The organism is Asanoa ferruginea (genome assembly GCF_003387075.1).
In the GTDB taxonomy this organism is placed as follows: Bacteria; Actinomycetota; Actinomycetes; order Mycobacteriales; family Micromonosporaceae; genus Asanoa; species Asanoa ferruginea.
The window spans coordinates 4056531-4079021 of record NZ_QUMQ01000001.1 but is presented as its reverse complement, the minus strand read 5'-3'; the positions used below and the strand labels follow the sequence as shown (position 1 = coordinate 4079021).

The following is a 22491-nucleotide window of genomic DNA, read 5'->3' as shown; positions in this document are numbered from 1 at the left end:
CGTTGAACGCCGCATGTCGCCGAGCCCCCCTTCGCGTATCGATCTCCTGACCAGGAGGAATCGTGCCGAGCCTACTGCACTCGCGGCCGCCTCCAGCTCAGACCTCGAGCAGCTCGGTTTCCTTGTGCTTGAGGAGTTCATCGATCTGTGTGGTGTAGCGGTGAGTCAGGTCGTCGAGATCTTTCTCGGCCCGTCGCCCCTCGTCTTCCCCGGTCTCGCCGTCTTTCACCAGGCGGTCGAGCTCTTCCTTGGCCTTACGCCGTACGTTGCGGATGGCGACCTTGGAATCTTCGGCCTTGCCCCGCGCGACCTTGATCATCTCGCGGCGGCGTTCCTCGGTCATCTGCGGGAGGTTGATGCGCAGCTGGTTGCCCTCGTTGTTGGGGTTGACCCCGAGGTCCGAGTCGCGGATCGCCTTCTCCATCGCATTGATCTGCGAGTTGTCGTAAGGCTTGATGATCGCCATCCGCGGCTCCGGGGTGCCCACGGACGCCATCTGGGTCAGCGGCGTCGGGGTGCCGTAGTAGTCAATGACGATCTTCGAGAACATCGCCGCGTTGGCTCGCCCGGTGCGGATCGCGGCGAACTCCTCCTTGGCGTGGTCGACCGCGCGATCCATCTTCTCTTCGGCCTCGAAGAGTGTGTCGTCGATCACCTGGTCCGTCGCCTCCTTCTGGGGATGTGGCTCTCAGTTGGCTGTGATCAAGGTGCCGATGCGCTCGCCCGCGACGGCCCGCATGATCGTGTCGTCGCCCTCGGCGCCGAACACCAGCATCGGCAGGCCGTTTTCCTCGCAGAGGCTGAACGCGGCCGCGTCGGCGACCCGCAGGCCACGCCGAAGCACCTCGGCGAACGTGACCGAGTCGAACTTGCTGGCCGTCGGGTCGGTGCGCGGATCGGCGGTGTAGACCCCGTCAACCCCGTTCTTGCTCATCAACACCACGTCGGCGCGGATCTCCAGCGCGCGCTGGGCGGCGACGGTGTCGGTGGAGAAGTAAGGCATCCCGGCGCCCGCGCCGAAGATCACCACGCGGCCCTTTTCCAGGTGGCGGATCGCGCGCAGGGGGATGTAGGGCTCGGCGACCTGGGCCATCGTGATCGCGCTCTGCACCCGGGTCTCGATGCCTTCCTTCTCCAGGAAGTCCTGGAGGGCCAGGCAATTCATGACCGTGCCGAGCATGCCCATGTAGTCGGCCCGGGCGCGGTCCATGCCGCGCTTCTGCAACTCGGCGCCGCGGAAGAAGTTGCCACCGCCGACGACGACGGCGACCTGGACGCCACGACGGACGACGGACGCGATCTGGCGGGCTACGGCCTGCACGACGTCGGGATCGACACCGACCATGCCTCCGCCGAACACCTCGCCGGACAGTTTCAGAACGACCCGGCGGGGCCGGCCCGGAGGTGGTGCGGTGGGGTCCTCGACCACCCGCGCTGACTCGTCTGCCACGTGGGCCATCCGACCGCCTCTCGTCCGCCTCGGCACCGATCCGGTGCTCGTTGCCTTGGCACCGTCGGGTCCGGTTCCGCGTCCGCACCGCCGGGTGCGGATCCGCGGCCACACCCTCAGGTGCTTGTCACCTCGCACCGGTCCGTGCTTTCCGCGGTGCGCCTCGCGGCGGCACCTGTCCGGTGCCACCTGGAGCGTATTGCCTCCCTGGCCACCGGCGCCCCGGCCGGTGGCGCGCCCCCGTCAGCTCGACGGGGGCGCGGCAGCCGGACTCAGGCCTGGCCGACCTCGAAGCGGACGAACCGCGTCACGGCGATGCCAGCCTCGCTGACGACCTGCTTGACGGTCTTCTTGTTGTCGGCGACCGACGCCTGCTCGAGGAGCACGAAGTCCTTGAAGAACGCGTTGGTGCGCCCCTCGACGATCTTCGTCAGCGCGGCTTCCGGCTTGCCCTCTTCGCGAGCGGTCTCCTCGGCGATGCGGCGCTCGGACTCGACCACGTCGGCCGGCACCTCGTCACGGGTGAGGTATTTCGGCCGCATCGCGGCGATCTGCATCGCGACGCCACGCGCGTCGGCGTCGGCGGCCTCGTCGCTCTTGCCGGTGTATTGCACGAGCACACCCACCGCGGGCGGCAGGTCCTGGCTCTTGCGGTGCATGTAGACGGCCACCGAGCCGTCGCCGTCGAGCACCGCGAACCGGTTGAGCACCAGCTTCTCGCCGATCTTGGCGGAAGCCTCCTGGATCGTGTCAGCGACGGTGGTGCCGTCGGCCAGCTTGCTGGCGAGCAGCCCCTCGACGTCGGTGACACCGGCCGCCGCGGCGTGCTCGACCAGACGCTGGGCGAGCGCGACGAAGTCGGCGTTCTTCGCGACGAAGTCGGTCTCACAGTTGAGTTCGAGCAGCGCGGTGCCGGAGTGTGCGACCAGACCGTTGGCGGCGGTGCGCCCGGCACGCTTGCCGACGTCCTTCGCGCCCTTGATCCGCAGGACCTCGACGGCCTTGTCGAAGTCGCCGTCAGCCTCCGTCAGCGCCTTCTTGCTGTCCATCATGCCGGCGCCGGTGAGATCGCGGAGCTTCTTGACGTCCGCGGCGGTGAAGTCAGCCATGACTCTCTCTTTTGATGGTTAGTGGGGTCGTGGGGCCGAGCCCGCCCGATCGGGGCGGGCTCGGAACCAGCTCATTCCGCGGCGACAGCGGCCGACTCGTCGGCCTTCTGCTCGACCTTCGGCTCGGCCTTCTCGTCGGCCTTCTTGTCAGCGCCCTCGAGGAGCTCGCGCTCCCACTCGGCCAGCGGCTCGTCGGTGCCGACAACGCCCGGCTCCGGCTTCTCGTCGCCGCCACGACCACGGCCCGAACGAGAGATGAGCCCGTCGGCGACGGCGGCCGCGACCACGCGGGTCAGCAGCTCGGCCGACCGGATCGCGTCGTCGTTGCCCGGGATCGGGAAGTCGACCTCGTCGGGGTCGCAGTTGGTGTCAAGCACCGCGATGACCGGAATGCCCAGCTTGCGGGCCTCGTCAACCGCGATGTGCTCCTTCTTGGTGTCGACGATCCAGACAGCGGCCGGGATCTTCTGCATGTCGCGCAGGCCGCCCAGGGTGCGGGTCAGCTTGTCCTTCTCGCGCGAGAGCTGCAGGGTCTCCTTCTTGGTGTAGCCGGCGGCGGTGCCGCTGAGGTCGCCGAGCGCCTCGAGCTCCTTCATCCGCTGGAGCCGCTTGTAGACCGTCTGGAAGTTGGTGAGCATGCCACCGAGCCAGCGGTGGTTGACATAGGGCATGCCGACCCGCGAGGCCTGCTCGGAGATGGCTTCCTGCGCCTGCTTCTTGGTGCCCACGAACAGCACGCTGCCGCCCTCGGCGACGGTGGTGCGGATGAACTCGTAGGCCTTCTCGATGTAGTCGAGCGTCTGGCGCAGGTCGATGATGTAAATGCCGTTACGCTCGGTGAAGATGAAGCGCTTCATCTTCGGGTTCCAGCGCCGGGTCTGGTGCCCGAAGTGGACACCGCTCTCCAGCAGCTGACGCATGGTCACTACGGCCATGGTGGGGTACTCCTCGTGTTGTCCCTGGTTGTCACGCCGGCCGGCTGGCCGAGCGTCCTGACGCCCGGCCGCCGGTCATGGTGGGCCCAATCAAGATCGGGACCAGGGGACCGTCGCTCACCTCGGGCCACAAGGACCCGGATGCGAGAAGGGCGCGCGAGGTCGACCGCCCTGCGGCGGTCGCCAAAACCCAAGTGTACGCGGTCTATCACTGCGCTCCTTCCCCGCCTCGGTGGGCGCTTCCACCAGGGCAAGTAATGCTCTTGAGCCAGATATGCGGTCAGTTGTCGGATGCCGCCTTTCGCTGCTGTTGCGATGAAGGTCCGGATCGCGTCGATCAAGGTGGCAGGCCCGGGTCAGCCAGATCGGAGAGTTCCCGGTCCAACCGCGCGAGCTTGGTCGCGTGCCTCTCCTGCAGGCCGACGCAGCGCGTAGCGGCGAACGCCGCGCGCAGTCGCAGCCGCTCCGACCGCCGCCGCACGGCCGCATCCCGCCCGGCCCGCAGCCGCTCCTGCAACTCGGCCTCCGTCAGGAAACTCGACGCAGCTCTCTCATCCATCCCAACCTCCCCGTGTTGCGGTCGGGCCACACAGACCAGTTCGATGACATCGACGACGACGGCCCGCACCGCCAAGGCCCGCACGGCCAACCCACGCGTCCGCACGCGATGCCGCCCGGCGCCGCTCAGCCAGCAGACAGCGCCACCCCACCGGCGTTCATCGCCGGCAGCACCCGCCGCTGAAGACACCGTCATGGCGGATCGTCCTCGGTGGCGGCGCGGCGGCGGGTCGTCACCAGGGCGTAGCCGCCGTCGCGGCGAATGACGAAGCCCAGCGCTTCCAGCAGGGTGAGTTTGCGCAGCGCCGTGCGGATGTCGACGCCCGCGCGGGTGGCCACCGTGTCAGGGCTGATCGCTCCCCGCCGGGGCATCGACTCCAGCAGGAAGCTGGCCTGGTCATCGAGTTGGTCGCGCGGGCGTTGGGGCCCCTGCGGCACCGGCGCCAGGTCGGAGCCGATCCGGCCGACCTCTTCGAGGACCTGGCTGACGTTGGTCACCAGCCGCGCCGACGCGTGCTGGCGCAGGATCTCGTGGCAGCCGACCGACATCGCCGACGTGACCGGGCCGGGGACCACCAGCGCCCGGCGGCGCAGGGCCAGCGCCCGGCGCATGGTCTGCGTGGCGCCGCTGCGGGCCGCCGCCTCGACCAGGAGAGTGCCACGGGTGGCGGCGGCGATCACCCGGTTGCGGATCAGGAAACGCGGCCGCAGCGGGTCGGCACCCGGTGGCCACTCGGTGATCAGCAGACCGGTCTCGGCCACGCGGTCGAAGAGGGCCGTGTGCGCGACCGGATAGGCCCGCTCGATGCCGCACGCGAGGACCGCGATCGTCAGCCCGCCTGCCGCCAGCGCACCGCGATGGGCGGCCGCGTCGATGCCGAATGCGCCGCCCGACACGATCGTCCACTCGCGTTCGGCCAGGCCATAGGCCAGGTCTGTCGCGACGTGCTCGCCATATTGCGTCGACGCCCGCGATCCCACGATCGCCACCGAGCGGTCGAACGCTTCGGCCAGGGGCCACTCGCCGCGTACCCAGATGCACAGCGGCGGCGCCAACTCGCGGTCGACGCGTCGGTCGGCACCGGGTAGCTGGATGTGTTCGAGCGCCGACACCTGCCTCGGCCAGTCGTCGTCTTCGGGGACCACCAGGCGCGCGCCGAGCCGCTCACCCGTCGCCAACGCCGTCTCGGCCAGCGGACGGGGATCGCCGGCGCCGAGCCGGGCCTGGACGGCTTCACGGGTCGGCTGGTCGCGGATCTCGCCCGCCAGCGTCATCGTCAGCGCGTCGACCGGGCCATGCCGGGCCACCAGCCGGTAGACCGCCCGGGTGCCGGGCTCCGCCAGCATCGTCAATGCGATCCGGGCGAGCTTGATCTCGGTGTCAGACATGGAGCCGCCGCCCTCCGGTGCGCAGGGCCAGCGCCTCGTCAACGTCGCCGGCCATCGGACGGTCTCGGCCGTCGAGGTCGGCGATCGACCACGCCATGCGGAGCACCCGGTCGAAGCCCCGGGCCGACAGACCGCCGCTGTCGAGGCGTCTGCGAAGCTCCTTGGTGTCGCGCAGCGGCAACCGCCATGGTGGTTGGCGCAGTTGCGGGCCCGGCACGTCGGCGTTGACCCGCCAGCCGTCGACCGCCCACCTGGCCCACGCCGCGGCTCTGGCCTTGGCCACCCGCTCGGCCACGTCAGCCGACGGCTCGCCGGCCCGGCTCGCGGTGAACAGGTCTGCCGCGGTCACCGGCATCAGCTCGAGCTGCACGTCGATGCGGTCGAGCAGCGGGCCGGACAGGCGGCCCAGATAGCGGCGGCGGGCGACCGGCGTGCACTCACAGCGCGCGTCGCCCTGTGGTTGCGCGCATGGACAGGGGTTGGCCGCGATCACCAACTGGACCCGCGCCGGATATTCGGTGGTGCCGCCAGTGCGGCTCAGCAGCACCCGGCCCGACTCGAGCGGCTGGCGCAGCGCTTCGAGGGCTCTCGTGGCGAATTCGGGGGCTTCATCCAGAAACAACACGCCTCGGTGTGCCAGCGAGACCGCGCCGGGTCGGGCCAGGCCGGAACCGCCGCCGACCAGGGCGGCCAGCGTCGCCGAGTGGTGGGGTGCCTGGAACGGTGGCCGGCGGAGCAGCCGGCCGCCGGCCGGGAGCAGGCCCGCCACCGAGTGCAGCGCGGAGACCTCCAGCGCCGACTCGTCGTCGAGCAACGGCAGCACCGACGGCAGCCGCTCGGCCAACATCGTCTTTCCCGCTCCAGGTGGCAACACGCCAAATGATGGATGAACCGTTACCGTGGCCGGCGGCGAAGGTCCACTCGTAAAGGTGTCGGCGCGGAAGCGTCGGCTGGCTACCCTTTGTGTTCGTGACCGACGCCGATCTGATCCCGCTGCCGGTGCGGCGGTACTTCAGGGACCTGTCCTCCTCACACTCGACGTTGGGAAAGATCGACGGCATGTGGCGGGACCACGGGTTCGCGCTGTCCGACGTGCCGAACGACGAGTCCGGTGAGCGACGGTCGCGCTGGCGTCGCTATGAGGACGGCGTTGATTGGATGGACCCGGCGGACGCGCGCCGCGTGCTGAAGGTCTACGAGCACCTGCTCGACGAAGGACAGCTCACGAAGGACGAGCTGAAGGCGGCGCGCGCGGCGCTGCGCCGACACGATTTCGTCGTGTATCCAAACGGGATGATCGATTCGCGGCGCACCTGGGCGCCAAAGCCGCGAAAGTCGGTGCCTCAGCCTCCGGCGTCGCTGAGCGCCCTTCGCGATCCGTCGATGATCCTCGACTCGTTCGACCGGATCGCACGCGCGCTGCCCGACGACCCGGCGCAGGCGATCGGGTCGGCCAAGGAGCTGATCGAGGCAACCGCGAAGACCGTGCTCGGCGAGCGGGGCGTGCCGTTCGACGACAGGACCGTAAAGCTGCCGTGGCTCGTGGATACGACGCAGCGGGAGCTGCACCTGCACCCGCAGACCCTCGCGCCCGGACCGGACGGAAGCCAGGCTGTGAAGCGCATCCTCGGCGGGCTGTCCGGGATCGCGATGGGCCTTGTCGAGCTGCGGAACGAGGGATACGGCACGGGCCACGCGCCGGCAGCTCCGCGAGTTGGGCTGCACCGTCGCCATGCCGTGCTCGCTGTGGGCGCCGCGCACGTGTGGTGCCAACTGGTGCTCGACACCTTTGCCGACCCGGGCGCGCCGTGGCGGACAGCCGCGCCGGCTGCGGCGCCAGCGGCGGCCGGGCCGTAGCGACGGCGGCTCAGCGGGCCGGTCGGCGCCGCTGCGCGTCGCGCACGGCTCGGTCGAGTTCAGCGGCGGTCGACTGCCGACCCGCACGCTCCGCGTCGCGCCGCGCGTTCCGGCGTGCGGTCTGGCGCGGCGTCGAGTCGAGGTCTGCCGTATCGTCAAGGTCGAGATCAGCATCGATGGTTGCCGACACGCTCAGGCTGGCTCCGGGATCGATGGGGTTCGACGTCACGGGGCGTGTCCTTTCGTTGATGCGGGTCGATGCCACCCGGCGTTACGTAGCGCAGGGTAGGTGCCAATCGCGGCACTGCCGGGCTTGGTTACAGAGCGTGCTGCCCGTACATGCATAAAAATTTGTATGCCCGTACAAAATGAGAGCTGCCCACTCCGTGGTCCGGGTATCCGGAGCGTTAGGGGGTTGTCCCCCACCCATCCTGAGCTGGGTAAATAGGCAAACGTCGCTTGAATCAACGTCGCGCTGCGTAGACATTGAGGTTCGTCGCCGTCCAGATCGCTGCATAATATGCCATCGACCTGCTTAATGGTCACGAAGAGTCATCGTAATGAGATGACCGAACGTGACATTGATTCACGTCGCATCCACAACATCGGAAGCGCTAGATGGCTCGGCACTACTGCGCGTGATGGCCATGCGCTCAGCTCCGCTCAGCGCGTGAGTCAAACCGCGCACGGACCGCACCGATACCAGCGCCGGGGCGGGCGCGGCCTCGCCGGCCACAATCGGCGGAGTGAACGGCCCGGGCGTCCTTAGTCGTCCGGCGGGGCGACGAATGGCCCCTCGACGTACCTGCGGTTGTGCTGCCAGCGACCCAGCGATCGGCCCTCGTCGATGAGGGCGTAGTAGTCCGCCCAGGCGTCCGCCTCAGCCTCGGGCGGGTAGGTGGCGCGCTGCGTCTGCTCGGCCGGTGCGCCCGGGTAGTCGGCGCAGCGGTACACGAGCAGGTCCCATCCCCACGGACGTTCGATCCGCTCTTGGAGCTGCACGAGGGCAAGCGCGGTCGGCGGCCGGTCGGTCGTCATCAGCCATGCCGACGCACGCGTCTGCGGGATGCCCCTTGCTTCCACGCCGCCAGCGTAATCGAACGCGTGTGCTAACGAGCAGCGACCGGAGAGGGCGGCGGTTGACGCACCGGACGGTCGGAGTGGATCTCCTGGTATGCCGGGATTCCTGCACTCGCAGGACTACGCCGAGGAATTGCTCAGCCAGGTACTGGCCGGCGGGTTGCCATGGCCACCGATGTGGCGTCACTTGGTGGCGCGATGACGTCAGCGGACAGGCCAATGACGTCGGGCAGCGTCAGCAAAAGCACGGCGGCCGACGGGTCAGGCGCGCGAGATAGGCGTCAACCTCACGCGGCCGTGACGTCATTATGCCGCCAAGCAAGACGTCGTCATGATGTCGCCAGGCCCTCAGCCCGATGTGCCGATACGCTGTCGGGGCGGAAGTTACGCGGGTGTAGTCCAATCAAGCCCCGAGCCCTCACACGCAAAGGAGGCCCCAGAAGCAGCGGCGGGCAAAGGTCCGCCGTGGTGTGGACTCACAAGGAGGCCAGGAATGCCCCCGCGCCAACTCCGCCATCGCGGCAAGCACCGTTGTGATTGCTCGCGAGGGGGGTGGGCTCGCAGCCTGATTCAGACTGCGTCTCTCGTCGTGCAGCTCGTGTCGCTGCTCAGCGGGAGCGGCCTCGTCTAAGCCTCACAGCTCAGACGAGACCACCATCCGATGAAGGCGTCCCCCGTCAGCCCTGAGAAAGTCGGCGGGGGCGTCTTCGCCCACTTGGTCGCGCTACGCAATCAGCTATAGGCCGACTGCCTAGCGCAGAGTGCCAAGTGCACTTGGCATTCTAAGTCCGGCGGACTTGCTTGGCTCCCCGGCATCCAAAGTGATGCGGCGTTGGCGCACAGCGGCGCGGCCAGCGGCCATGTCGGCGAGCGGGTCGCGCAGACGCGGACGCGTCGCCCTGGTCGACAGAATCGACGTGCCAAAACTCGTTGACCTGCGGGTATTCGTCGCTGTCGCTAGTAACGCAATGCACATGCACGGTGACCCGCGGACGGTCGTGTCGTGCGGCCGGGTCGCCCGCGAGGGGCCGAACTACTCGGCGACGTATGTGCCGGACCCCTGGACGCCGACCACGATGCCGCGCGCCTTGAGAGCGTCGATCGCGCGGGCGACGGTGCGCCGGGCCGAGCCGTACTCGGCGGCTAGTTCGTCGTAGGTCGGGAGGCGCTCTCCGCGCCGAAACTCGCCAGCGCCGATCCGTCGCAAGAGATCGTCTTCGATCTCTTGGGCGGTGTGAGGAATCGGCACGCCCACAGGCTGCGCCTACCCACCGTAGGCGCTACTTGCACCCATTGCACTACTGGCATTACTGGCACTACTGTCGATCGCGGGCCGCAAGGGGCGTGTGAGTAATCCGTGGCAGGATGCCCCACATCCACAGGGATGACTCCTTGCGGCCCGCCCAAACGGGCGTGGTCGGCTGGCTGCCTGCGAGGCCCAGCCGGCCATGCCGCAAGCAGAGGGGGCCGGGCGGCATGGGAGATCCACGTACGGACGTCGATCGGTTCGCTTGGGGTTGGGCGCACATGCAGGCCGGCTACACGGTCGGTGCGCACCTCGGGATGTACGGGCCACCGAAGCCGGTTGGTGCGCGGTGGTGCCCTAGCTGCCCGGCGGATGCGAGCGTCCTGTGCGAGCAGTTTGCCGGCGCCCTGCGCGTGCTGCTGGAAGGGCCGAATCCGCCTCAGACTGTGGTCGTGAACAACATCTAGCGCGGGCGGTCCGTTAGGCGTCGCTCGGCGCGGCCGGCGCCGGTGCGAGCCGGGACGGAAGGACGGCGTACGCCTGCGTCGTCTGGTAGTCCACGGACTGGACCAGCGACAGCAGCGCGGCCTTTGCCTCGGTGAATTCGTGCCAGGCGGCGGCGGTGTCGGGGGCGTCCTGAGAAGGCAGTGCGGCCAGCGCAAGGCCAGCGTCGGTCAGGCGGCGGCCGTAGGCCGCAAAGAGGTCGGTGCTTGCCATGGGTTGGTGTCTCCTAGGTCGTCTTGTCGAGGCGGTTGGATCGGTCGCGTGCGCGGCCATATGCGCGGCAACTGACGCACTGCGCCATTCCGGCGTCGGGCGGTCGTAGACAGCACGTCGTGCACAGACCGGCGGCGCGGGCAAGGTCGCGGCGGGCGCGCTGCTCGGCGGCGTCCCGTGCTGCGCATGAGGCACAGCGGGTACGCCCGAGCGCGGGCGGTTCGCGACGGCAACGCCCACAGCGGGCGGGCGCCGTCATGCCGCGACCCCAGGCGGCGATGGACGTCTGCACGCGCGATTCGGCGGGCGTCCTGGCGGTCGAGCGGGTCGAAGTCGAGCGGGGGCGGGCATTCATCGCAGGCGGTCACGTACGCGGCGGCGTAGGGATGTGCGGAGGCGGCGTCCAGCTCGATGGCGAGCGCGGCGGCGTACTCGTCCGCCCAGCGGGCGGCGTAGGCGTGCAAGGCGGTCATGGGCGGTGCTCCTCGGGAGATCGGGCGGGCGTCTGGTCTCCGCGAGAAGCGGGCGTGAATGGGCGGGTTGCCAGGGGCGCCCGGCTGGCAGCGGTTAAGTGACAGACGCCTATTGGATTCCTCTCGGCTCAGCCCTCAGAAGGCACCTGACACACCACCCGAGCAGGGATCGCGAGCGGGACGGGGCCTCTCCGCGTCGTATTAAGTGACAGACGGGACTACTAGCCGAACGGCTGAGATCGGAGTTCGGTAGAGCGCGAAACGCCTGGTCGCGGGTTGGTCCGCGGTGGGCGGGATTAAGTGACAGATGTCGTCAACTGGAGAGGTTCCGGGCGGGTCGCCAGTTCTCCCGGATTCAGTGAGGGCGCTAGCCGCGTCGGCGTGACGAGGCGGCCTCAGCGCGGGCGGCGTTGGCGGCGTCGTGGCGGAGGGCGGCTTGGCGGGCGGCGTCCTGCTCGGCGGCAAGCCAGGCGGACGTGTAGCGCGCGGAGAGCAGGCGGCGGGCGGTGTGGGCGCGGTCCATCACGTGGGCGTACTCGGCTTCAATCTGGCGGACGGCTGCAATGGCGGCCATGCCTGCCAACGCGGCGGCCTGCTCGGCCGTGGCCCATTCGGCGCGGGCGTTGTGGCTCGCGCGTTCGTGGGCGGTGCGGGCAGCGCGGCGGCAAGCGGGCGAGCACCAGACGGGCGGCCTACCGCGCTTGGGCGGTCGCTGCGGCATCTCGGCGGCGCATTGCTGGCAGATGCGGCCATGGCGGCCGGTAGCGGCCTGCGCGGCGGTGCGGCTGGCATGGCAGGCGGCGCAGAGCCATCGGAGCGAACGGATTCGATGGTCGTCGCGATCGCCGACGTGGTCGGTCTCGCCGTCGGGAACGTCGTAGTCGGTCGTGTCGCGCGCACAGATGGCGCATCGATAGTCGTGAAGGCGGGCGACGGTCGAGCGGCGGGCCGCCCAATCTGGCGGCAGGCTACGGGGTGTGGTCCACACTAGGGGGCTCCTGGACGGCCGGCGCGCGGTGCGCTGCGGCGGCGATGGTTGCGACGGTGGCGGCAGTGGCGCGGGCGGCAGCGTGGCGCTCAGCGGTGCGCCTGGCGCGCTGCACGCGGCGACCGCCCCGGCGGCGGGGCCGGGGTTGTTCGTCGCTGGTAGACATTGGTGCTCCTCAGTACCAAGGCGGGTGGATGGGTGGGTTTCAGGGCCTAGCGCCCATCGCCAACGCGACGTCGTACGCGGCGTCGGCCTCGGCGTAGAGAGCGGCCGGCAGACCGTCGGGGTCGGCCGGGTCACCGGGGGCCGAATCGGCCACGATGTAGATAGCGACCGCGATCACCATCAGTTCGTCGGCGCGTTGGGTGCTCATGCGGGCTCCACAATCAGGTCGGGCGCCTCCAGGTCGGCCAGGTTGCCGCGCCCCATCGGAAGGCGCTCTCCGGTGGGGCTGTGGCGCGCGAGCAAAATGGACAGGTCGTCAGCACTGTCCGGCAGCTTGACGATCGAACGCCCGTGCAGGCCCAGATAGGGGCCGATCGGCGTACCGACCTCGCCCAGTCCGAAACGGAACGGGTCGCGGCGCTGACCGTCGGGGCCGGTCCGGCCGTTCGTGCCGTAGCCGTAGCCCATGCGGATGGCGGGCCGGTCCTCGGCGGCGGGGAAGATGATGATGCGCGTGATGACGATCGGAGGGAACTTCCTTCCGGTCGGTGCGCTGATGTGCGTGGCCATGTCGGATCTCCTTGTGTGGTAACGAAAAGAGCCCCCCGGGCGGGTTGCTGGCACAACCTGCCCGAGGGGCTCAAGCTCTTGCGTATGCGTGCTCGGACGGTGCCAGCCGTCAGAACTTGCGGATGTCCACTAGGGGCGGCGGTCAGCCCGCAGCCTCAACCCGAATCGTCCAGTTCTTGCTGGTGCCTTCGACGTTGGCGGTCATCAGCGCGGTACCCGCGAACACGTTCACGAGGGAGACGTGCGCGCCGGTCGCGTTGTCGAACGCCCGCACGATGCGGATCGGGACTGACTGGTCGGCCTGCCCGTTGGCGGAGTCGGCGCCGCGCGCGGCGGCCGGGGCCTGCATCGCGAGGGTGATCGCGTCGCGGTGGAACGCGATGGCCTCGCCCGTGTCGAGTCGGTTCGACTCGGCCACGTTGAGGCCAGCCACCCGCACGACCTTGCCGCTAGCGAGGTCGCCAACGCCCTGGTCGTAAGAGGCACCGCCGATCGCCTTGAGCATCGCGGCGTAGGCCGGGACGCTCAGAACGACGTTGAGGCCGGTTTCAGGAGCGCTGAGCGCGCGCAGCGCCGCCCGCACGTCGACCAGGAAGTCGAGCACCTGGGCCTTGTCGGTGGGGTCGTAGGCACTGCCGAGGGTGGTGTCGGCGGCGACCGTCTGGAGCTTCGAGACGACCATGTTCTCTACGCCAGCAGCGATCGAGAGGCTCTGCGGAAGCAGCACGTCGCGGGCGTAGCTCGTGACGCTCAGCGTCAGGTCCGAGTCGGCGAGCGCGACGCGGCTGTAGAAGTCGTTCGTGAGCACGACAGGCTGCGTCGCCTGGACCAGGTCCGAAGTCTGGTACGCCGTCAGCACGCCCAGGTTCCGGGACTGCGCCGTGAGGCTCGCCGGGATGCGGACGTTAACCGACCCGCCGCGCGTGCCTTCGAACTCCGTGGAGAACTCGCGGTTGACCAGTGAGGCCACGCGGAGATCCCTGGTGACCAGAGCCGAGACGACCTGAGCGAGGTTGTTGCTGTAGTTGACGAGGGTGTTCGCCATGAGAGTGTTGTCCAATCTAGACAGAGTGAGGCTGATCGATCTGCCCAGACCTGCTGGTTTGCCGGTACGCACGCCTGCGTGCGGGTGGCGGGGTTGCGCCGGGTCGCGGTGCCGGAACCTGCCGGCGATACGGTGGCGCGGTGGTGGGTGTTCCTTCGCCGTCGTCGCGTCCGACGATGGCGGGGAAGTCAGTGGTTTACGCGGCCAGCTCAGCGCGCCAGGCGCGCAGCTCGGTCAACTCGACGGCGCGCAGCCGGCGGCTGCGGCGGGAGCGGCAGCGCGCGGAGCACGTCCGGCGGTGGTAACTGGCACTCCTATGCGGAAGAGGGTGCGAGCACTCGGAACAGTGCATTTCGGGCCTCCCTCTCCGGTGGAGAAACTCTGTGTCGCACATAGAGTTACTGCGCCTCAGCCCTGCCATGTGTGCGGCTTCTGGCCGGTATGTCTCACCCAGTTAGGGGGCCTCGGCGCGGCGAGGTGTGCGGCCGGCGTCCAGAAGCCCAGAGACGCCAAGACGCCCGGCGGCCTACGGGGTGTGTAGGGGCCGGGCGTTCGGGGGCGCCTGCGGCGCGCTCAGGCGGTCACGCGGTCATTCACAGCGCGACCGGCCATGCGTCGAAGCGGTAGACCGTCGGCGTCTTCGAGACGCGCCACGGCGCGCCGGGCAGGTCGTGCTGCTCGGCGGCGGTAGTCAGTAACTCGCTCGGCCAGAAGTCGTCTTCGCCGCTTGCTTCGACGACGGTCGCGCTCACAACGCGGACGCGGATGGCGTTCACGGCTCGGCGCTCGGCGGGCCGCAGGCCTTCCGCGTTCCACTCGGCCAGGATCTCGACGGCGGTCGCGGCCAGTTCGTCAGCCGGCGCAGTCGGGGGAACGTGCTGGTCAGGGTGCATCGGGGTTGAACCGGTAGCGTCGTTCATTGGGTTGCCTCCAGGTTGAGTCTGGTGGGTGATCTAGTCCGGGCGTCGGGGCGGGAACCCTGGCGCTCGGGCGCTTATTTGGGGGCCGGCGGTCAGCCGCCGTACCACTCCAGATCGCGTTTGAGTTCGGCGAGCGTGGCGAATGGTTCGATGTCCGACCAGCGATAGCGGATGCGCTGGGCGACCGGCATGCGGCCGGGCAACACGGTCAGCTCGGCGAATGCCTCGGCCAGCAGCGATCGGCGCCACAGTACGTCGTCGGCGCGCCGCTCCCACTCCTCACGAAACGTGCGGCCGGTTGGGCGCCACTCGGTGTGCCGCTGCACCGGCATGGCGGCCAGGGCGTCACGCTCGGTTTGAAGATCGGTGATCCGGGCGACCAGCTCGGGCGTGATCTGACGGGACAGTGCGCGCATGACGTCGGCTAGCTCCGACTCGACGCGTTCGCGCTCGCCTCCACCGGCCACGGTGACCACCGGGGCTTGCATCTCGTTGTCACCCACCGCGCCGAGGTAGAGGCCAACTAGGTACGCCTCGGCAATGTCGGCCTGGATGCTCACGCGGCGCGGGCAGAACAGGCTGAGGCGGTCCGACGGGCAAAAGTACTGCCGTTTCCGGGCGTACCAGATGTTCATTGGGCGACCGCAGCCCGAACAGCTCATGAGGTTGGTCAGCAGGTGGGCGGGGGCTCGGCCGGCGCCGCGTCGGGCGCCACCGCGACGGCCGGACAGGGCTGTCCGTACGGCCTCCACGGTCGCGGGCGAGAGGATCTGGGGCCAGGGGCGAACGACGTTGCCGGCGTCGTCGAGCAGTGGTTGCGTCTCGCGGTTGTTGGTCGCCCGGTTGCCGGCCGCGTCGCGGGGTCGGACCATGACGGCACCGGTAAGGGCGTAGTTGGTCAAACAATGCTTGAGCGTCGAGCGGGACCAGCCGGACGTGCGGCGGGCTGGCGCATTGGCGGTCATCCATCGGGTGACATCCCCAAGGGTGGTGCCATCCTCGGCGAGGATCATGGATGCCGCTTGCTGGATTGCGGCGGCCTCTACGGGCTCAATGTCCAATGCCTTGCCCTTGCCGTCCGGCGCTGGGACCACGCGGTACCCGTAGGGCGCGCCTCCACCTGCGAACCGGCCGGCAGCGCGCAGCCGGGCATCCTTCGCGCGGTTCCGTGCGGAGATTCGAGCGCGCTCGGCCCTGCCCACCTCGGCATCGATCACGAACCGGAACCGGAACGCCGACTCGTCGCGGGAGTCGGTGCCGTCGCTCCCCAGGAACCGAACGGGCGGGAAGACGACGCGCCCCGTTAGCGGGTCCTTGCCTTCCACAACGTCGAGGACCAGCGCGCCAGCGTTGACGCCCTCACGCGTCAGGCGGTCGGTGTGCCAGGTGCCTAGGGCGGAAGCGGCACCTGAGCGCCCGTCGGCGAGCCACGCTAGGAATGCCGGCCGGTTGCGGACGGCACCGCTGATGCCGTCGTCAACGTGTACAGGCTGCCCCTGGCACGATTCCGGGCAGTCGGGGCCAGGATGCGGAGCGAGGGCATAGCCGTAGCGCTCTGCCATGGCGACCACGTCGGCAACCATGCCCGCAAGGCTGACGTTGGTGTCGCCGTGCTCCTTGCTCAAGCGGACGTAGCCGCTCAGGTACTCGGTGATCATGAGCAGGACTGTATCTGACGGCATGCCGGCCCCGGGCGGCCCGAACATCGCCACGTGGTGCCCGCCCGCGGCGGCCACCTCGATCGCGCGCCGGCCCAGCGCCTGGCCGGCCACGTCGGCCAGGTCGGGCATCGGCGACTCGGGCGGTGGCCGGTCGGCGGGCGGATCGAGCAGCGCGGCGCCGGACCGGACGAACGCCACCAGCCGGTGCAGGGTCTCGACGGCCTTGACCGTGATGCCCGGAACCACGGCGGCCTCGGCGGCGTTGGCCAGCGGGACCACCGCGTGGTGCACGCCGGCGCGCAGGGCCGCGACCACCATCGGCAGCACGCCCCGGATCGGGCGGACGCTCCCGTCGAGCCCGAGCTCGCCGAGAATCACGACACCGTCGAGGGCGGCCAGCGGTAGCTCGCCGGCCGCCCCCAACAGCGCGGCCGCGATCCCCATGTCGAAGGCAGAACCGTGTTTGGGCAGGGTGGCGGGCAGCAGGTTGACGGTGATGCGCCGGTTTGGCCAGCGCTCACCGGAGTTGACGACCGCTGCCCGCACCCGATCGCGGGCCTCGTTGAGAGCCGTGTCCGGCAGGCCGGACATCACGACGGCGGGCAGCCCGGCGGAGAGATCGGCTTCGACCTCGACGAGGTGTCCCATGACTCCCACCAGTCCGACGGACAGCACCTTCGCGTAGCTCACGAGGGAAGACAGTGGCGGATCGGCGGCGGGTGCCGCCGAGGCCTGTGGATAACTGCGCGGCTGTGGATAACGCGAGTCAGAAGGCGCCTCGGATGTGATCGATCTCGACGGACTCAGGACGCCGGATCAGCACGGCGATCACGTCGAACCGGATCTCCCTCGGGTGCACGCTGTTGGCCGCGAGCCAGCGCGCGCCGAGCCGGCGTAATCGCCGGGCCTTCGCGGCCACCACCGCCTCGGCCGGCAGCCCGAAGCCGAGCCCGCGACGCGTCTTGACCTCGCAGAAGACCAGCGTGTCGCCATCCCAGGCGATGATGTCGATCTCACCGATCGGGCATCGCCAGTTGCGCGCGACCACCCGGAAGTTGTCGTCGGTGAGATGCTGCGCCGCGCGCCGTTCGCCCCAGGCGCCCACTGTCTGTCGTGCCACCGTCATGCGGCCGACGATGACCTCCGCCGCGGCCGGACGGGACAGCGATACGTTTCTCTCCTGTGGACAACGCCACGTGTGGAAATCGCCGTCGCAGGGCGTACGACGTGCTAGTTCTCTTGATCGTGATCAGGAATCACGGCGCCTAAAGCCCGCAATTCGGAAACCCGGCTGGCAGGGCCGCAGGCACCTCGAATAGCGTGCGGCACGTGGACGGACGACGTGGTTACCCCGACGACGACCAGCAACCCCGCTGGAACGACGACGATCGCGGCCCAGGGTGGCGCGACGGTGCCTACCGGGTTCCGGAACCCCGCAACGACACGGCCGACCGCGGCGCCGAGCCGTCGTTCAACGGGTTCGCGGCCGGTTTCGGCGAAGACGACCGCTGGCCCGACAGCCAGCCGGAACAGCCGTCGTGGAACACCTCCGCCCGGCCGTTGCCGGCCGACAGCGTGCGGCGTCAGCTAGACGAGCCACCCCAGCGGGGGTACGCACCGGAAGCGGCCGGACCGGCGACCGGCGAGCTCGCCCGCTCGATCTCGATGGAGACCCGCTTCCCGATCGGCGAGCCGGTGCCCGCGCCGCTGCCGCTGCCCGATCCGGTCGAGGCGCCCGCCGGCCTCAACGCACCCACCGGCGTGATGCCGCCCATAACACCGCGCGACGACGCACCGCGCTTCCCCGGCGCGCCGGCCGACCGCACCGCGCTCTTCGGCACGCCGGCGGCGCCGGCCGCACCGGCCAGCGACGGCGTCTACCGCACCCGCCGCCCGGCGTTGGCGCTGGTCTACGGCGTGCTCACGGTCATCTTCGAGATCGGTGCACTGCGGATCTTCTTCGACTCGATGTTCACCGGCGACCTGGTCATCTCCGGCATCGTCGCGGGCATGCTCCTGATCGCCGGCCTGCCGATGCTCGCCGTCGGGATGTATGGCGCGACGACCGGCGGCGCCCGGGTCGAGGGCCCCGGCGGTTGGCTGCGTCCGCCCGCGGTCTACCTGGTCGTCGGCCTCGGCCTGATCATCGCCGCGGGCCTGGCCGCCGCCTGACGGCGCGGCGGCTTGACGGCGCACCGGTGTGGCGGTGACCGTCGCGGGTGATGGGACGGTCGACGCAGGCCCTGCATGAAACGCTCCCGCACCCGATGCGCGAGGCGGTGGACGAGTTCGCCCGCCACCTGTCACACGTCGAGAACCGATCGACACACACCGTACGCGCGTACGTCGGTGATGTGGTCTCGTTGCTCGACCACGCCGTCCGGATGGGCTGCGCGGCCCCTGGTGAACTCGACATCTCCGTGTTGCGAAGCTGGCTGGCGCGGCTGCGTACCCTCGGCGGCGCCCGCTCGTCCTTGGCCCGCCGAGCGGCCGCGGCCCGCACGTTCAGCGCGTGGGCCCACCGCGGCGGCCTGCTCACCACCGACATCGGCGCGCAACTCGCCACTCCCAAGGCCAACCGCGACCTGCCCACGGTGCTCCGCGCCGACCAGGCGACCGAGTTGGTGCTGGCACCGGGCGAAGAGGCGGCACCGACCCTGCTGCGCGACCGCGCCGTCCTCGAAATGCTCTACGCGACCGGCATCCGGGTCAGCGAACTGTGCGGCCTGGACCGCGCCGATGTCGACGGCGGCCGGCGGGTGGTCCGGGTCATCGGCAAGGGCGACAAGGAGCGCTCGGTCCCCTATGGACAGCCGGCGCAGGAGGCGCTCGACGACTGGTTGCGGCTGGGCCGCTCGTCGCTCGCCGTCGCCGCCAGCGGTGACGCCCTGTTCCTCGGGGCGCGCGGCGGGCGGTTGCAGCCGACCGTGGTCCGGCGCTTGGTCAGCGGCTATGCCCGGGCCGCCGGCCTCCCCCACACCACGCCGCACGGGCTGCGCCACTCGGCCGCGACCCACCTGCTCGACGGCGGCGCCGACCTGCGGGCGGTGCAGGAGCTCCTCGGTCACGCGTCGCTCGCGACGACGCAGATCTACACGCACGTCTCCATGGAGCGGTTGCGGGCCGCCTATCGGCAGGCCCACCCGCGCGCCTGACCCCGCTCAGGCCGCGATCCGCTCCGCCAGGTAGCGGGTCAGCACCCGCGCGTGCAGGTCGAACGCCATCTCGGCGGTGTCCCGGACGACCTCCCAGCCGGCGACCTCGGCGTTGGGCGTCGAGAGTGGCAGGTCGGCGGCGGCCATCGGCGGCAGCAGGCCGAAGATGAGCACGGTCCCGTCGGGCGCGCTGTGCACGTCGAACAGGCGGACGTCGGCCTCGGCGGCGACGATCCCGGTCTCCTCGACCAGCTCCCGCACCGCGGCCCGCTGCCACGACTCGCCGTGGTCGACGAAGCCGCCCGGCAGCGCCCGGAGCCCCACCCGCGGCGGGATCCCGCGCCGGATCACCAGGACGCCGTCGTCGACCGGCAGCACCGCGACGGCGACCGGGACCGGGTTGCGGTAGGTGGTCTCGCCGCACGCCGCGCACACCCGGGGCCACGTCTGGTCGGGTGCGAAGGCGGCGCCGCAGAACGAGCAGTGCGAGTCGCGGGTCGGCATGAACCGCAGCCTATGCCGACCGTGTCCCGTTGTTGCGGCACTGCGGCCAGCGCGGCTCGTACGATCATCGGTATGAGGTATGCGCGTGGCTGAGCCTGAGCCGCCCACCCCGATCCCCGGCGCCCGGTTGTTGTTCTCGCTCGACCCTTCCGTCGCGCATCTCAACCACGGCTCGTTCGGCGCCGTGCCGATCAACGTGCAGCGCGCACAGCAGCGGCTGCGCGACGAGCTCGAGAGCAACCCGCTGCGCTTCTTCGACCGCGGCTTCTTCGACCGCATCGCGCACACCCGCCGGCACTTGGCGACGTTCCTCGGCGCCAGCCCCGAGCGCACCGCGCTCGTCGGCAACGCGACCACGGGCATCGCGATCGCGCTGCAGTCACTGCGGCTCGGCCCGGGCGACGAGATCCTCACCACCAATCACGGGTACGGGTCGATCGGTTTCGCCGTCGCCCGCGAATGCGCCCGCACCGGCGCCACGGCCGGTGTCGTCAACCTGCCGGTGCGCGCGTCGGAGACGCAGGTCGTCGCCCAGATCCGCGCCGCACTGCACCCCGGCCGGACCAAGCTGCTGATCGTCGACCAGGTCACGTCGGCGACCGCCTGGCAGCTTCCGGTGGCGACGATCGCCACGGTCGCGGCCCGGCTGGGCGTGGCCGTCCTCGTGGACGGCGCCCACGCCCCCGGCATGCTGCCGATCGAGGTCGACCGCATCGGCGCCGACTTCTGGGTGGGCAACTTCCACAAATGGGCGTACGCGCCGCGCGGCACCGCCGTGCTGACCGTCGCCGAGCGTTGGGTCGACCAGATCGAGCCGCTCGTCGTGTCGTGGCAGCAGCCGAACGGCTTCCCCGACAACGTCGAGTTCCAGGCGACGCTCGACTACACGCCGTGGCTGGCCGCACCCGTCGGCCTGTTCACGCTGCGCAGCCTTGGCGTCGACCGGGTGCGGGAGCACAACGCCGCGCTGGCGGCGTACGGCCAGCGGGTGATCGGCGCCGCCCTGGGCGTCGCGCCGGACGACCTGCCCGACCCGGGCGGACCCGACGTGCCCATGCGCCTGATCCCGCTGCCGGCCGGCGTGGCGACCACCTACCCGGAGGCGGTCGCCCTGCGCGAGCGCATCTCCGACGAGCTCAAGACCGAGGTCAGTCTCAACGCCTGGAACGGCCGTGGCTGGCTGCGGATCTGCGGCCAGGTCTACAACCGCGCCGAGGAGTACGACCGGTTCGCCGAAGCACTCACCTCCCTCCTGGGTTCGTCGTCGCGCTAGAGCGGCAGGAGGCGGACCCGGAAGCCGAGTAGCAGCAGCGGGTCCAGGTATTCGGCGTCGCGGCGCAGCCCCCAGTGCAGGCAGGCGGCGGCCGGGCAGCCGGGATGGCCGGCGTCGAGCGTGCCGATCGGGTCGCCGGCGGCCACCTGGTCGCCCCGGCGGACCACCGGGGTCAGCGGCTCATAGGTGGTGCGCAGGCCGCCGGGGTGCTGGATGCTGACCACCGACCGCCCGGCCACCGGGCCGGCGAACACGACCTCGCCCAGGCCCGCGGCCCACACCGTCGCACCGGGCGCGGAGGCGAGGTCGACGCCGCGGTGGCCGGGCAGCCACGGTCTGGGCGGTCCGTCGAACCGCCGGGTCACCCTCAGCGGCGGCTCCAGAGGCGGCCGGAACGGGCTTCCCGGGCCGCGACCGGCGACCGTGCCGGCCGTCGTCGACGCGGCCACGGGCTCCGGCGCGACGCCAGCGCGACCAACCATCACGGCGGCCGTCGTCGACGCGGCCACGGGCTCCCGCGCGACGCCAGCGCGACCAACCACCGCGCCGGCCGCCATCGACGCGGCCACGGGCTCCGGTGCGACGCCAGCGCGACCAACCACCGCGGTGACGATCGTTGACGCCGCTTTCGGCTCCGATGCGACGGTGCGGAGCCATGGTGCTCGCGGCCCAGCTGGGTTGATCTTCGCCTCAGCGCCGACGGTGAACCACCCGGCATCCACGCCACCAGGATCGACGCCAAGGGAGTGCGACGGGAAGGAGACAAGAACCGGGCTGCCGCGGACTCCGGCGCCCTGATGGATGGCGCCCAGACCGGAACCGCCGACCGCCCGACCCCAGGACGCGTCGCGCGATGGGAGGAGGCGGCCGGCGGGAACGACGAGGGCCACCGCGGAAACCAGGACGATGACCAGGAGGGACAACGCTGCGTTACGGAGTGCGTACCAATTCATGCATGGCAGCCTCGTCGTGGCCGGGAGGAGCGGCAACGCGGTGTGTGGCGGCCTGTGGATTGTGGATAACGTCCGGCGGACGGGCGGATGTGCTAAGCGGGTGAGGCCTTAGCCGCCGAAGCCGGAATCGGCCGGGAGCGAGATGTCGGGCTTCTCCAGCTCTTCGACGTTGACGTCTTTGAAGGTCATTACGCGGACGTTCTTCACAAAGCGCGCAGGACGGTACATATCCCAGACCCACGCGTCGTGCATCTCGACCTCGAAATAGACCTCGCCGTCTGAGTTGCGCACGTGCAGGTCGACCTGGTTGGCCAGGTAGAAGCGGCGCTCGGTCTCGACGACATAGGAGAATTGGCGGACGATATCGCGGTATTCCCGGTAGAGCTGCAGCTCCATCTCGGTCTCGTATTTCTCGAGATCCTCTGCGCTCATCGCTCTCCGCC

General features: G+C 70.1%; 23 protein-coding genes and 3 pseudogenes. 4 read left to right on the top strand and 22 right to left on the bottom strand.

Features of this window, described 5'->3' with window-relative positions; all coding sequences use genetic code 11:
* Positions 1-97: 97 nt before the first annotated feature.
* From frr to DFJ67_RS19105, 7 genes and pseudogenes are all read right to left on the bottom strand, one after another.
* The gene (gene frr, locus DFJ67_RS19135; RefSeq protein WP_116069235.1) at positions 98-655 is read right to left on the bottom strand and encodes a ribosome recycling factor; all 558 of its coding nucleotides are present in this window, start codon (positions 653-655) and stop codon (positions 98-100) included.
* A 33-nt stretch (positions 656-688) separates the two neighbouring features.
* On the bottom strand, positions 689-1429 hold the full coding sequence (gene pyrH / locus DFJ67_RS19130) for a UMP kinase (protein WP_409362994.1): 741 nt from the start codon (positions 1427-1429) through the stop codon (positions 689-691).
* 293 nt (positions 1430-1722) lie between these two features.
* Positions 1723-2559: a translation elongation factor Ts gene (gene tsf / locus DFJ67_RS19125; RefSeq protein ID WP_116069233.1), complete on the bottom strand. Its 837-nt coding sequence runs from the start codon at positions 2557-2559 to the stop codon at positions 1723-1725.
* A gap of 71 nt (positions 2560-2630) precedes the next feature.
* Positions 2631-3494, bottom strand: a complete 864-nt coding sequence (rpsB, locus tag DFJ67_RS19120; RefSeq protein ID WP_116069232.1) for a 30S ribosomal protein S2 — start codon at positions 3492-3494, stop codon at positions 2631-2633.
* 337 nt (positions 3495-3831) lie between these two features.
* Positions 3832-4053 (bottom strand): hypothetical protein, encoded by a 222-nt coding sequence (locus DFJ67_RS19115; RefSeq protein ID WP_147315547.1) that lies wholly within the window; start codon positions 4051-4053, stop codon positions 3832-3834.
* 191 nt (positions 4054-4244) lie between these two features.
* Complete coding sequence (gene dprA, locus DFJ67_RS19110; RefSeq protein WP_116069230.1) at positions 4245-5441, bottom strand: DNA-processing protein DprA; 1197 nt, start codon at positions 5439-5441, stop codon at positions 4245-4247.
* Positions 5434-6309, bottom strand: a pseudogene (locus DFJ67_RS19105) (ATP-binding protein); the annotation flags it as partial. The pseudogene DFJ67_RS19105 and the gene dprA, both read right to left, overlap by 8 nt.
* 101 nt (positions 6310-6410) lie before the next feature.
* Here DFJ67_RS19105 and DFJ67_RS19100 point away from each other — a divergent pair.
* On the top strand, positions 6411-7298 hold the full coding sequence (locus DFJ67_RS19100) for an abortive infection family protein (RefSeq protein WP_147315546.1): 888 nt from the start codon (positions 6411-6413) through the stop codon (positions 7296-7298).
* Positions 7299-7308: 10 nt separating this feature from the next.
* Here DFJ67_RS19100 and DFJ67_RS19095 read toward each other — a convergent pair whose 3' ends face one another.
* From DFJ67_RS19095 to DFJ67_RS19050, 12 genes and pseudogenes are all read right to left on the bottom strand, one after another.
* On the bottom strand, positions 7309-7527 hold the full coding sequence (locus DFJ67_RS19095) for a hypothetical protein (RefSeq protein ID WP_116069227.1): 219 nt from the start codon (positions 7525-7527) through the stop codon (positions 7309-7311).
* A gap of 536 nt (positions 7528-8063) precedes the next feature.
* Positions 8064-8381 (bottom strand): hypothetical protein, encoded by a 318-nt coding sequence (locus DFJ67_RS19090; protein ID WP_147315545.1) that lies wholly within the window; start codon positions 8379-8381, stop codon positions 8064-8066.
* 1030 nt (positions 8382-9411) lie between these two features.
* On the bottom strand, positions 9412-9627 hold the full coding sequence (locus DFJ67_RS19085; RefSeq protein WP_239097593.1) for a winged helix-turn-helix domain-containing protein: 216 nt from the start codon (positions 9625-9627) through the stop codon (positions 9412-9414).
* Between the two features lie 477 nt (positions 9628-10104).
* A complete protein-coding gene (locus DFJ67_RS19080; RefSeq protein WP_116069224.1) occupies positions 10105-10341 on the bottom strand; it encodes a hypothetical protein in 237 nt (78 codons plus the stop codon).
* An 840-nt stretch (positions 10342-11181) separates the two neighbouring features.
* Positions 11182-11802 carry a hypothetical protein gene (locus tag DFJ67_RS19075; RefSeq protein WP_116069223.1) on the bottom strand — a complete coding sequence of 207 codons (621 nt, stop codon included), beginning with the start codon at positions 11800-11802 and terminating at the stop codon, positions 11182-11184.
* Between the two features lie 205 nt (positions 11803-12007).
* Positions 12008-12175: a hypothetical protein gene (locus tag DFJ67_RS42775; RefSeq protein WP_170215906.1), complete on the bottom strand. Its 168-nt coding sequence runs from the start codon at positions 12173-12175 to the stop codon at positions 12008-12010.
* Entirely contained in the window at positions 12172-12537 is a 366-nt protein-coding gene (locus DFJ67_RS19070; RefSeq protein ID WP_116069222.1) for a hypothetical protein, read from the bottom strand. Before DFJ67_RS19070 ends, DFJ67_RS42775 begins: the two co-directional genes overlap by 4 nt.
* A 142-nt stretch (positions 12538-12679) precedes the next feature.
* On the bottom strand, positions 12680-13507 hold the full coding sequence (locus DFJ67_RS19065) for a hypothetical protein (protein ID WP_342353846.1): 828 nt from the start codon (positions 13505-13507) through the stop codon (positions 12680-12682).
* Between the two features lie 668 nt (positions 13508-14175).
* Positions 14176-14502, bottom strand: coding sequence for a hypothetical protein (locus DFJ67_RS19060; protein WP_116069220.1), 327 nt, complete (start codon positions 14500-14502; stop codon positions 14176-14178).
* A 92-nt stretch (positions 14503-14594) separates the two neighbouring features.
* Positions 14595-15983 (bottom strand): annotated as a pseudogene (locus DFJ67_RS19055) (recombinase family protein); the annotation flags it as partial.
* Positions 15984-16184: 201 nt separating this feature from the next.
* Positions 16185-16853: pseudogene (locus tag DFJ67_RS43825) on the bottom strand (magnesium chelatase domain-containing protein); the annotation flags it as partial.
* Positions 16854-16929: 76 nt separating this feature from the next.
* A complete protein-coding gene (locus DFJ67_RS19050) occupies positions 16930-17289 on the bottom strand; it encodes a YraN family protein (protein WP_116069218.1) in 360 nt (119 codons plus the stop codon).
* 203 nt (positions 17290-17492) lie between these two features.
* On the opposite strand from DFJ67_RS19050, the gene DFJ67_RS19045 reads away from it, so the two are divergent.
* Together DFJ67_RS19045 and DFJ67_RS19040 are read left to right on the top strand one after the other, a co-directional pair.
* Positions 17493-18335, top strand: coding sequence for a chromosomal replication initiator protein DnaA (locus tag DFJ67_RS19045; RefSeq protein ID WP_116069217.1), 843 nt, complete (start codon positions 17493-17495; stop codon positions 18333-18335).
* Positions 18336-18385: 50 nt separating this feature from the next.
* Entirely contained in the window at positions 18386-19318 is a 933-nt protein-coding gene (locus tag DFJ67_RS19040; RefSeq protein ID WP_116069216.1) for a tyrosine recombinase XerC, read from the top strand.
* 6 nt (positions 19319-19324) lie between these two features.
* Here DFJ67_RS19040 and DFJ67_RS19035 read toward each other — a convergent pair whose 3' ends face one another.
* Positions 19325-19822, bottom strand: a complete 498-nt coding sequence (locus DFJ67_RS19035; RefSeq protein ID WP_116069215.1) for an NUDIX domain-containing protein — start codon at positions 19820-19822, stop codon at positions 19325-19327.
* Between the two features lie 85 nt (positions 19823-19907).
* Here DFJ67_RS19035 and DFJ67_RS19030 point away from each other — a divergent pair, with 85 nt between their 5' ends.
* Positions 19908-21095 carry an aminotransferase class V-fold PLP-dependent enzyme gene (locus tag DFJ67_RS19030; protein WP_116076397.1) on the top strand — a complete coding sequence of 396 codons (1188 nt, stop codon included), beginning with the start codon at positions 19908-19910 and terminating at the stop codon, positions 21093-21095.
* On the opposite strand, the gene DFJ67_RS44720 is transcribed toward DFJ67_RS19030, so the two are convergent.
* A complete protein-coding gene (locus DFJ67_RS44720) occupies positions 21092-22048 on the bottom strand; it encodes a murein hydrolase activator EnvC family protein (protein WP_409362993.1) in 957 nt (318 codons plus the stop codon). The two genes, DFJ67_RS19030 and DFJ67_RS44720, sit on opposite strands and share 4 nt — an antisense overlap.
* 108 nt (positions 22049-22156) lie before the next feature.
* Positions 22157-22480: a DUF2469 domain-containing protein gene (locus tag DFJ67_RS19020; protein ID WP_007075222.1), complete on the bottom strand. Its 324-nt coding sequence runs from the start codon at positions 22478-22480 to the stop codon at positions 22157-22159.
* Positions 22481-22491 lie beyond the last annotated feature (11 nt).